Origin of the sequence: Streptomyces sp. 4N124, from assembly GCF_052245395.1 — a bacterium.
GTDB lineage: Bacteria > Actinomycetota > Actinomycetes > Streptomycetales > Streptomycetaceae > Streptomyces.
This window is the reverse complement of record NZ_JBQQBS010000064.1, coordinates 47,822-56,364: the sequence shown is the minus strand read 5'-3', so window position 1 is coordinate 56,364 and position 8,543 is coordinate 47,822. Positions and strand designations below refer to the sequence as shown.

The following is an 8,543-nucleotide window of genomic DNA, read 5'->3' as shown; positions in this document are numbered from 1 at the left end:
GGACCCGACGGGTTGGATGTCGGTGCGGCCGACCGAGGTGACCGTCATGGGGAGAACCTCCCGATCAATCCGTTGCCTTCCGGAGAACGCGGTACATGGCTGGATCTGGCCCCTCAACGGAACCACGCCCGCCTTGATCATGGCTATGAGTCGGGGTGTTAATTCGCCGTGACCGTGGACCTGGAACAGGCGTTGCTACCGCGCCTCGGCGAGGAACGCCAGGCTGAGCGGGTTGTAGAGGTCGGCCTTCTCGTGCTGCGGCCAGTGCCCGCACTCGTTGAAGACCTCCAGGCGGGCGCCGGGGATGGCGGCCGCGATGGCCTCGGCCTCCGGAACGTCCCCGAGCGGGTTCTTGTTGCCCCAGACCACCAGGGTCGGGGCCTTGATACGGGCCATCCGGTCGGGGCGGAGCAGATTGCGCTCGCGCGCCTCGGGCTCCTGAAGGGCCAGCAGGTTGTGCAGGTTCCGCTGGAAGTCGGGGTGGTGATAGATGCCGTAGCGGACCTGGGTCAGCTCCTCGCCGAGGTCCTCGTCCCATTCCGCCCACAGCAGCCGCAGCCGCTCCCGGGTGAAGGTCACGTCGTCCTCCAGGGCGGCGGCCCGCGTCGAGGTCTTCAGCCGCTCCATCACCTTCGGGTTGACCTTCGTACCGCCCATGCACAGCAGTTGCAGCGAGGCGACCCGGTCGGGGTACTCGCTCGCCGCCCAGGACGAGACCCAGCCGCCCAGCGACTCGCCGACCAGGTGCGCGCGTTCGGCGCCGACCGCGTCCAGGTAGGACATCAAGTGCTCGACATACGCGGGGATTTCGCCGGGGCGGTCCGGCTTGCCGGTGTAGCCGTGGCCGAGCATGTCGATGGCGTGGCAGCGGTAGCGCTCGGCGTGCGCGGGGATGTTCCGTACGAACGCCTCCAGGTGACCGGTCGTGCCGTGCAGGAACACCACGTGCTCGCCGTCCTCGGGACCGGCCTGCAGGGCGCGGGTCTTGAAGCCGCCGGTCTCCACGTACGCGTGCCGGTAGTCGACGCCGGTCAGTTCGTTCCAGATGCTCATGGCTGCCTTTCGGTGGTCTGTACGGGGTCGAGGACGGCGACGGCCATGCCCGTCAGCCACTCGGGCATCGGCTCGTAGGCCAGCCGCCGGCCGGGGGCGTGGTCGAGCAGGGCCGCCATGAGCAGCCAGGTGCGTACTTCCTGGGCGCCGTTGCCCGCCGCCTTCTCCAGCTCCTCGGTGGAGTACTCGGTCATGCGGTGGGTCCTGCCGTGCTCCACGAGGGACAGGAACTCGTCGTCGAACCCGGGGTTGAGGGCGGCTTCGGCGGCCCGGATGATCTCGCGGCGCCGGACGTCGTAGTCCTGCCAGTTCTCCCGGCCGTTGAGCCAGGCGCCGACCATGAACTCCTCGTCCTCGCCGTGCGGTTCGCGCCAGTCGGGCCAGGGCAGCCGGTGCGAGAGTCCGCCGGAGCCGATCACCGCGACGCGGCGGTCGCCGGGGAAGGCGAGCACGGCGTCCCTGATGGCGCTGCCCAGTTCTTCGCAGCGCGCGAGGGTGGGCAGCGGGTGGGCGAAGACGTTGACGACGAGCGGGACGATCTCCACGTCAAGGCCGTCGAGCAGGTACTGGATGGCGTGCGACTGGCCGTGGTCGATCTGCAGCCGAGCCGAGTACGCGGGGTCGAAACGGCCGCCTTCCACAAGGGAGTTGGCGATGTGCCGGGCGAGCGGTACGTCCACCGGCTGTGGGCCCTTCGGGGTGCCGGACTCACCGCTCGCGATGCACTCGCCGACGCCGAGGGTGAAGGAGGGGATGAGGTCCAGCCAGAAGCCCCGGAAGTGGTTGGAGCCGACGAGGATCACGGTGTCGGGGCGGGCCGCCGCGATCTCGTCGCGCGCCTCCTTCAGCGCGTCGCGGAACCGCTCCGCACGGTCCTTGTGGAGGGTCTCCTCCCAGTGGGTGTTCATCAGGGTGCTGTGCGAGGCGCCGACGCCCAGGACGATCTCGGTCATGCTTCCACCTCGGTCCGGGAGCGGGTGACGGTGTCGACGGCCGTACGGATCAGATGGCGCGTCAGCTTCTCCATGGCCCGTACGTCGACGGTGTTCATGCCCTTCGCGAAGTCGATCTCGAACGGGGCCTCGGTGACCTTCGGCATGCCGACGCGGACGGTGGGGATGCCGCGACCGCGCAGGATGTTGGCGTCAGTGGCGCCGCTGTTGCCGCGAATGACGTCGTGTTCGCGTCCCTCCAGGGCCTCCCAACTCGCTTGTGCGGTACGGGAGATCCAGCTGTCGGGGTCGGTCCGTGTGCCGGGGATGGCCAGCACCATCTCGGCGGTCACGTCGGTCTTCGGCAGCTTGTCGAGGGCTGCGAGGAACTCGCGCTTGGCCTGCATGGGGGTGGTGTCCGGGCTGATGCGGAGGTCCACCATGAGGGTGCAGGCGGCCGGGGTCACGGCTGCCATGCGCGGCCAGCCGCCGCGTACCGACGACACGATGCCCTGCGGGGCGACGGTGCCGGCGGTGTGGCGGTCGGCGTACTCGACGAACCACTCCTCCAGGTGCCGGGCGACCTCCCCGGCACGGGCGATGGCGTTGTCGTACGGGAGCCGGTGGCGCGAGCCGACGTAGGTGTGGGTGCCGCGGACGGTGACCTCGAACCAGACGAGGCCGACCTCGTCCCAGGAGATGGTCCAGCCGGGCTTGGCGATGACCGCGTAGTCGGCCCACACGCCCTGCTCCAGCAGGAACGAACAGCCCACTCCCTGGCCGGTGTTGTACCGGACGCCGACCGGACGCGCGTTGGTGGGCATACCGCCCGCGCCGAACGCGGCGATCAGATCGCCGGTGAGCGGGATCCCGGCCCGGGCTATCGCCTCGGCGGCCATCATCACGCAGGCTGCGTGCCCCTTCGGGTTGGACGCCCCGAGCCCGGTCACCAACTCCCCGTCGACGACGGCCTTCGGGCGCATGTCGTCCCTCAACTCCGGCCCGATCCAGGGGAGATCCTCGCTCTCCTCGCCCACGGTCAGGGTGTCGATCGGGGCGTAGAGCATGAGGTCGGGGCCGGTTCCGTCGCCTTCGAGGCGTGCCCAGGCGTTGGCCTGGCGGTCGTCGAGCGGCTGCACCTCGGCCCGGCATCCGGCGTGCGAGAGAGTGGCGGCGATGTGCTGAGCGAGGGGCCCTTCGTCGCCGGTCGGGCTCGGGATGTCGACGAGTCCGACGACGAGTTCGCGCAGCCGGTCGGGGGTGACGTGCCGCCAGGCTTCGGTGACCCAGGCGCTTCGTCGGTCGTCCAGCCCGGCCAGGCCCGCCGGTTGAGGGCCGCTCATTGGTTGATCCTGTGGACCTGGGTCATGGTGGTGCGCTCGAAGCGTTTCTTGGCCAGCGGGAGCGCGAGCGCCAGCGCGGCTCCGGCCAGCAGGGTGAGCAGGGTACGGCCCATGGTCAGCCCTTCTTTCCGTTGACGGGTCCGGCGACGCCGACCGCGGCAAGCTTCTTCTCGTACTCCTCCTCGCTGAGGTTCCGCCAGGCGGTCAGCGAGATGTCGGGGCGGTAGAGCTTCTCCGGGGGCGCGTCGGTGACGTCGACCATCCAGGCGTCCTGGCCGGAGAACTGTCCGTGGAACAGCCAGCGGATGGCGCCCAGGTACTTGGCGTAGAAGCCGAGGGTCTTCCAGCCCTCGGTGAAGTTGACCATCACCCCGACATAGCGGTGGTGGTCCGCGTCGATGGGGACGTAGAACTCGTAGTGGATGAAGTTGGGGTAGGCGATGCGCAGCACGCCCGGCATGGACAGGGACGCGAAGCCCGGGAACTCCTGTGCCTCGATGACCGGGTCGACCTTGTCCGCCTTGCCGGTGTTGCCGAGGTTGAAGGTCTCCTTGGGCGGCTGCTGCTTCCACCAGCGCTTGTTGGACCAGCGGCCCACGCCCGGGAAGTCGGCCTCCCAGTGGACCTCGTCCTGCACCCGGAAGATCCAGCGCCCCTGGGGGACGATCCTGGTGATGTTCCAGGTGGGCATCGCCTTGAACAGCCGCCACAGCGCGGTGCGGTGCAGGTACTTGGCGTGGCCCTCGTCGAAGCCGTTCTCGCAGGCGAACCGCCAGTTGCCGCCGCGGGGTTCGATGCGGCCGCCCATGACGAAGCCGTTGGAGACGAGCTCTTCGGGAAGCTGCTCGTCGATCGGGTGCGGCTCTTCGTCGGCGACGGGGATGTACACCCACACCATGCCGAGGCGTTCCCCGACCGGGTACGTCTTCACCTCGACCTTGCCGGTCAGCCGGCAGTCGGGGCCGTCGGTGATGACCGCGCAGAGCTTGCCGGTGGGCAGGTCGAACGTCCAGCCGTGGTACGGGCAGCTGACCGTGCCCGGGAACTGCTGGTTGCCCTCGGACAGCGGAACCCCGCGGTGCGGGCAGCGGTTGTGCAGCGCGTACACCGTGCCGCCGTCCCGGATCAGCGTGATCTTCTCGCCGCAGAGCGTGAACGGGAGCGGTTTGCCGGTGATGTGGCTGGACCAGGTGACCGGATACCAGTAACCGCGGAAGCCGGCCGCCGCCGCGTCGTAGTGGGGCCACGACGACCAGTCCTGCCGGCCGGGCTGCCCCGCCGGTCTGCGGCTGCCTCGGCCGGTGCCCTTGGAGGCGAGCGAGCCCTCACCCGTCGTCATCGTGCGTGACCTCCTGCTGCCGTCGGAACATGGCATTGAGCATCGGGGGGCCCAGGGGATCCGCCTACGGACCCGTTCCGCTGAGCAGACCGCGCCCGGAGCGAGAGGTGCCGGCACATGTGTGGCCCGCTGAGCGGACCATCGGCCTTGTCTGTCGGCGACGCCGCGGTCTACGTTTCGCCAACTCCCGGGCCGCACCCCCGATGACCAGCCGAATCCGGCGGTATTCCGTCAAGCCACCGAGGTACTCATGGAAACAAGGGCCAGCAGGAGACACCCCCTTGCGGGTGTCGTCGCCCTCCTCATCGCATTGACTGCCCTGACCGCGTGCAGCGCGGCCACCACCGACTCAGCGGGCGGTTCCGGCAAGGAAGGGGCGTCCGGCCCCGAGGTCCGGATCGCCGTCGGTATCGACCCCTCGTTCGCGCCCTTCTTCCTCGCCGACTCCCAGGGGCTGTGGGCCAAGCACGGTCTGAACGTCCAACTCGTCCAGTTCGGGAAGGGCGGCGAGGGTGTCGACGCCCTCGCCGGCGGTCAGGTACAGCTGGCCGGCAATTCGGACACCACCACCATCGGCCTGCTCCCGCAGAACCCGAACCTGCGGTCGCTGCTCGTGTACGAGGAGTCCGGCCGCTATCTCAAGGTCGTCCTCGGTTCCAAGGTCGGCGATCCCTCGGAGATCAAGAAGATGGCCATCGTGCCGGGGCTCTCGGAACTCGCGGCAACCCGGTTCCTGGAGTCGAAGGGGATCGACAAGAAGTCGATCGAGTTCATCACCGCCGATCCGCCGGAAATCCCGGCACTGCTGCAGAAGGGCGACGTCGACGCCTACGTCCTGTGGGAGCCCTGGCCGACCAAGGGAGCGGAACTGGGCGGAAAGATCCTGGAAACCACCGGCGCCTACGGTCTGTCGTACGCCCAGTGGCTCATCGCCGACAACAAGTGGCTGAGCGGCAACGAGAGCACAGCGGCCAAGGTCGCCCAGGCGCTGCAGGAAGCGGCGAAGGAGACCGAGGCCGACCCGGACGCGGCGGCGAGTGCCACCCAGAAGGCCACGAAGATTCCCACCGCCCAGACGGTGGAGGCGATCAAGGAGATCGACTTCGGCGTACGCGACACCACCTCGCAGGACCTCACGACATACGCGGCGACCGCCAAGTTCTTCGTGGACACCGGCAAGGTCAAGTCACAGCCGGACGTGGCGCAAGCCGTGCTGCGGGGCTGGTTCACCCAACAGACGAAGGGATCCTGATGACCAAGGCCATCCAGGCCGACCGGCTGCCGTCCGGTTCGACGCCCGTCAACGGAAGCCGCGGCGCGGCCGTGTCCGTCGACGGGGTGGACATCCGGTTCGGCTCCTTCCACGCCGTACGCGGCATCTCACTGGACATCGCCGCCGGTGAATTCCTCTGTCTGCTCGGTCCGAGCGGCTGCGGCAAGTCGACCCTGCTGTCCGCGCTGGCCGGGTTCGTACGGCCGCACCAGGGCGGCCTCACCGTCGACGGCGTCACGATCGGCGGCCCCGATCCCGACCTCGGCATGGTCTTCCAGAGCAGCGAGGCGCTCTTCGACTGGATGACGGTCCGCCAGAACGTCGCCTTCGGCCCCCGCATGCGCGGCAAGTCCCGCGCCGAGCAGAACAAGCTGGCCGACGAGTATCTCGCCCTGGTGGGCCTGCGGCACTGCGCCGACCGTTTCCCGGACCAGTTGTCGGGCGGCATGCGCCAGCGGGTGCAGATCGCTCGCGTGCTGGCGAACGAGCCTCGGGTCGTGCTGATGGACGAGCCGTTCGGCGCGCTCGACGCACAGACCCGGCAGGTGATGCAGGAGGAGATGGGCCGGATCTGGCGGGCCTCGGGCTGCACCGTCGTCTTCGTCACCCACGACATCGACGAGGCGATCCTGCTGGCCGACCGCGTCGCCGTGATGACGGCGGGACCGGCGGCCTCGATCAAGTCCGTCTACCCCGTCGACCTGCCCCGGCCGCGCGACGAGACCGACCCCGCGGCCCTCGAACTGCGCCGCGCCCTGCGGGACGACATCGGCGAAGAGGTACGCAAGGCCCTGCGCGACCAGGGCCTCGACACGGAGGTGGACGCATGACGATCGTCACGGCGAAACCCGCCGCCGAGCCCCGGGTCGAGCGGCGTGCGTTGCGGGACGCCGCGCGAGGACTGCGCGGGATCCTCGTGTCCGTGGTGTCGGTCCTCGTCGGCATCGGGATCTGGCAGCTGCTGGCGATGCAGTACGGCGCCTCCCTGGTCGCCTCCCCGAGCGCGACCCTGGACGCGGCGGGCGAACTCGCGGGCGACGGGACGCTCACCAACTCGATCATCGCCTCCAGCCGCCGCATCCTGATCGGCTGGGGACTCGGTCTGCTCGTGGGCGTACCGGTCGGCCTGCTCATCGGGCAGATCAAGCTCGTACGCCAACTCCTCGACCCCTACATCGAGTTCTTCCGGTTCATCCCGCCGGTCGCGTTCGTGACGCTGGCCGTGGTGTGGCTGGGCATCGGCGAGTCGTCGAAAGTCGTGCTGATCTTCTACACGGCGGTGTTCATCGTCACGCTCAACACGAGCGCCGGCGTGATGGCCGTGAGCGAGTCGAAGCTGCGCGCGGCGGCGAGTCTGGGCGCGAGCCGCCGGCAGATCCTGCAGGGGATCGTGCTGCCGTCGACCGTGCCGTACATCGTCACCGGGGCCCGCCTCGCCATGGGCAACAGCTTCCTGACCATCGTCTCCGCCGAGATCGTCGCCGCCCAGGTCGGGCTCGGCTCGCTGATCTGGACGTCCCGCAACTACGGCCGCATCGACTGGGTCTTCGTCGGGATCATCACCTTGGGCATCCTGGGGTTCGTCTTCGACCGCGTGCTGCGGATCGTGGCCTCCCGGGTCCTGCGTCGATACGGAGTGAAGCTGTGAGTGGCGAGACCTCGCGCGCCCTTGTCCTGGAAGAGTTCGGCACCCTGCCCCGGTTGGTGCAGCGGCCGGTGCCCGTACGGGAGCCCGGCCAGACCCTCGTACGCGTAGGGGCGGCGCAGGTGGGCCACCTCGATCTGAACGTCGTGGACGGCAAGTTCGGCATCCTGCCGGATCTGCCCGCGGTGCCGGGCACCACGGCGTGCGGGGTGGTTCTGGCCTCGGACACGCACGCCGAGGGCAGCCTGGTCAGGATCAACGGCAAGGGTCTTGGACTGCGCCGGGACGGCTGCTGGGCCGAGCACGCGATCGTGCCGGACGCCGCCGCGATCCCCGTGCCCGAGGGCACGGACCCCGCCCTGGCATGCAGCTTCTTCTCACCGGCGGGCACGGCCTGGGCCGCGGTGCACTCGGTCGCGGCGATACGGCCCGGCGAGCGGGTCATGGTGACCGGCGCGGCGGGCGCGGTCGGCGCGCTGACCGTCCAGGTCGCCGCGCGTGCCGGAGCGGAGGTGATCGGCGTGGTGGGCCGCCCGGCCAAGCTCGGCCATGTGCCGGCGCCCGGGAAGCCGGTCCTGGCGGCCGAGTTGTCACCTGATGCGGTGGGCGGGCCGGTGGACGCGCTCATCGACACCGTCGGCGGGCCGGTGCTGCGGGACGCGCTCGGGCTCGTCCGTCCACGCGGGCGTGTCGCACTGGTCGGCTACACCGCCGGGCGCGCATTCACCGTGGACCTCGCGGACTTCCTGCTCGCCGACGTGGCACTGCTGCCCGTCAATCTGATGTCACGGGGCAGGGAGGTCGCCGAGGACGCCGAGCGGATGTTGAGCGAGCTGGCGTCGGGGGAGCTGACGTTGCCGATCGAACGGTACGGGTTCGAGGGGCTGGCGGAGGCCGTGGAGAGGCTGCGTACCGGGGAGGCGGTGGGGAAGGTGGCGCTGGACTTGTCCTGATGCGC

Annotated in this window: 8 protein-coding genes; 4 read left to right on the top strand and 4 right to left on the bottom strand. The window is 69.6% G+C overall.

Annotated elements, in window-relative coordinates; genetic code table 11:
• Positions 1 to 195: 195 nt before the first annotated feature.
• From ACTWQO_RS40850 to ACTWQO_RS40835, 4 genes are all read right to left on the bottom strand, one after another.
• Entirely contained in the window at positions 196 to 1,053 is an 858-nt protein-coding gene (locus tag ACTWQO_RS40850) for an alpha/beta fold hydrolase (protein ID WP_443242441.1), read from the bottom strand.
• Complete coding sequence (locus ACTWQO_RS40845; protein WP_443242440.1) at positions 1,050 to 2,006, bottom strand: catechol 1,2-dioxygenase; 957 nt, start codon at positions 2,004 to 2,006, stop codon at positions 1,050 to 1,052. The genes ACTWQO_RS40850 and ACTWQO_RS40845 overlap by 4 nt, the downstream gene beginning before the upstream one ends.
• On the bottom strand, positions 2,003 to 3,328 hold the full coding sequence (locus ACTWQO_RS40840) for a M20 family metallopeptidase (protein ID WP_443242439.1): 1,326 nt from the start codon (positions 3,326 to 3,328) through the stop codon (positions 2,003 to 2,005). The genes ACTWQO_RS40845 and ACTWQO_RS40840 overlap by 4 nt, the downstream gene beginning before the upstream one ends.
• 115 nt (positions 3,329 to 3,443) lie before the next feature.
• The gene (locus ACTWQO_RS40835) at positions 3,444 to 4,667 is read right to left on the bottom strand and encodes a Rieske 2Fe-2S domain-containing protein (RefSeq protein WP_443242438.1); all 1,224 of its coding nucleotides are present in this window, start codon (positions 4,665 to 4,667) and stop codon (positions 3,444 to 3,446) included.
• Positions 4,668 to 4,977: 310 nt separating this feature from the next.
• On the opposite strand from ACTWQO_RS40835, the gene ACTWQO_RS40830 reads away from it, so the two are divergent.
• Genes ACTWQO_RS40830 through ACTWQO_RS40815 form a run of 4 tightly spaced genes read left to right on the top strand, consistent with a single transcriptional unit; the run spans position 4,978 to position 8,538 of the window.
• The gene (locus tag ACTWQO_RS40830) at positions 4,978 to 5,919 is read left to right on the top strand and encodes an ABC transporter substrate-binding protein (protein ID WP_443242437.1); all 942 of its coding nucleotides are present in this window, start codon (positions 4,978 to 4,980) and stop codon (positions 5,917 to 5,919) included.
• The gene (locus ACTWQO_RS40825) at positions 5,919 to 6,770 is read left to right on the top strand and encodes an ABC transporter ATP-binding protein (protein WP_443242436.1); all 852 of its coding nucleotides are present in this window, start codon (positions 5,919 to 5,921) and stop codon (positions 6,768 to 6,770) included. The genes ACTWQO_RS40830 and ACTWQO_RS40825 overlap by 1 nt, the downstream gene beginning before the upstream one ends.
• Complete coding sequence (locus ACTWQO_RS40820; protein WP_443242435.1) at positions 6,767 to 7,588, top strand: ABC transporter permease; 822 nt, start codon at positions 6,767 to 6,769, stop codon at positions 7,586 to 7,588. The genes ACTWQO_RS40825 and ACTWQO_RS40820 overlap by 4 nt, the downstream gene beginning before the upstream one ends.
• Entirely contained in the window at positions 7,585 to 8,538 is a 954-nt protein-coding gene (locus ACTWQO_RS40815; protein WP_443242434.1) for a quinone oxidoreductase family protein, read from the top strand. Before ACTWQO_RS40820 ends, ACTWQO_RS40815 begins: the two co-directional genes overlap by 4 nt.
• The last annotated feature ends 5 nt before the right edge of the window (positions 8,539 to 8,543 follow it).

What these genes read in the sequence shown, in the direction of transcription:
- ACTWQO_RS40825 (WP_443242436.1), top strand. Translation starts at nt 5,919, where the DNA reads ATGACCAAGGCCATCCAGGCCGACCGGCTGCCGTCCGGTTCGACGCCC.
- ACTWQO_RS40840 (WP_443242439.1), bottom strand. Translation starts at nt 3,328, where the DNA reads ATGAGCGGCCCTCAACCGGCGGGCCTGGCCGGGCTGGACGACCGACGA.
- ACTWQO_RS40820 (WP_443242435.1), top strand. Translation starts at nt 6,767, where the DNA reads ATGACGATCGTCACGGCGAAACCCGCCGCCGAGCCCCGGGTCGAGCGG.
- ACTWQO_RS40835 (WP_443242438.1), bottom strand. Translation starts at nt 4,667, where the DNA reads ATGACGACGGGTGAGGGCTCGCTCGCCTCCAAGGGCACCGGCCGAGGC.
- ACTWQO_RS40845 (WP_443242440.1), bottom strand. Translation starts at nt 2,006, where the DNA reads ATGACCGAGATCGTCCTGGGCGTCGGCGCCTCGCACAGCACCCTGATG.
- ACTWQO_RS40850 (WP_443242441.1), bottom strand. Translation starts at nt 1,053, where the DNA reads ATGAGCATCTGGAACGAACTGACCGGCGTCGACTACCGGCACGCGTAC.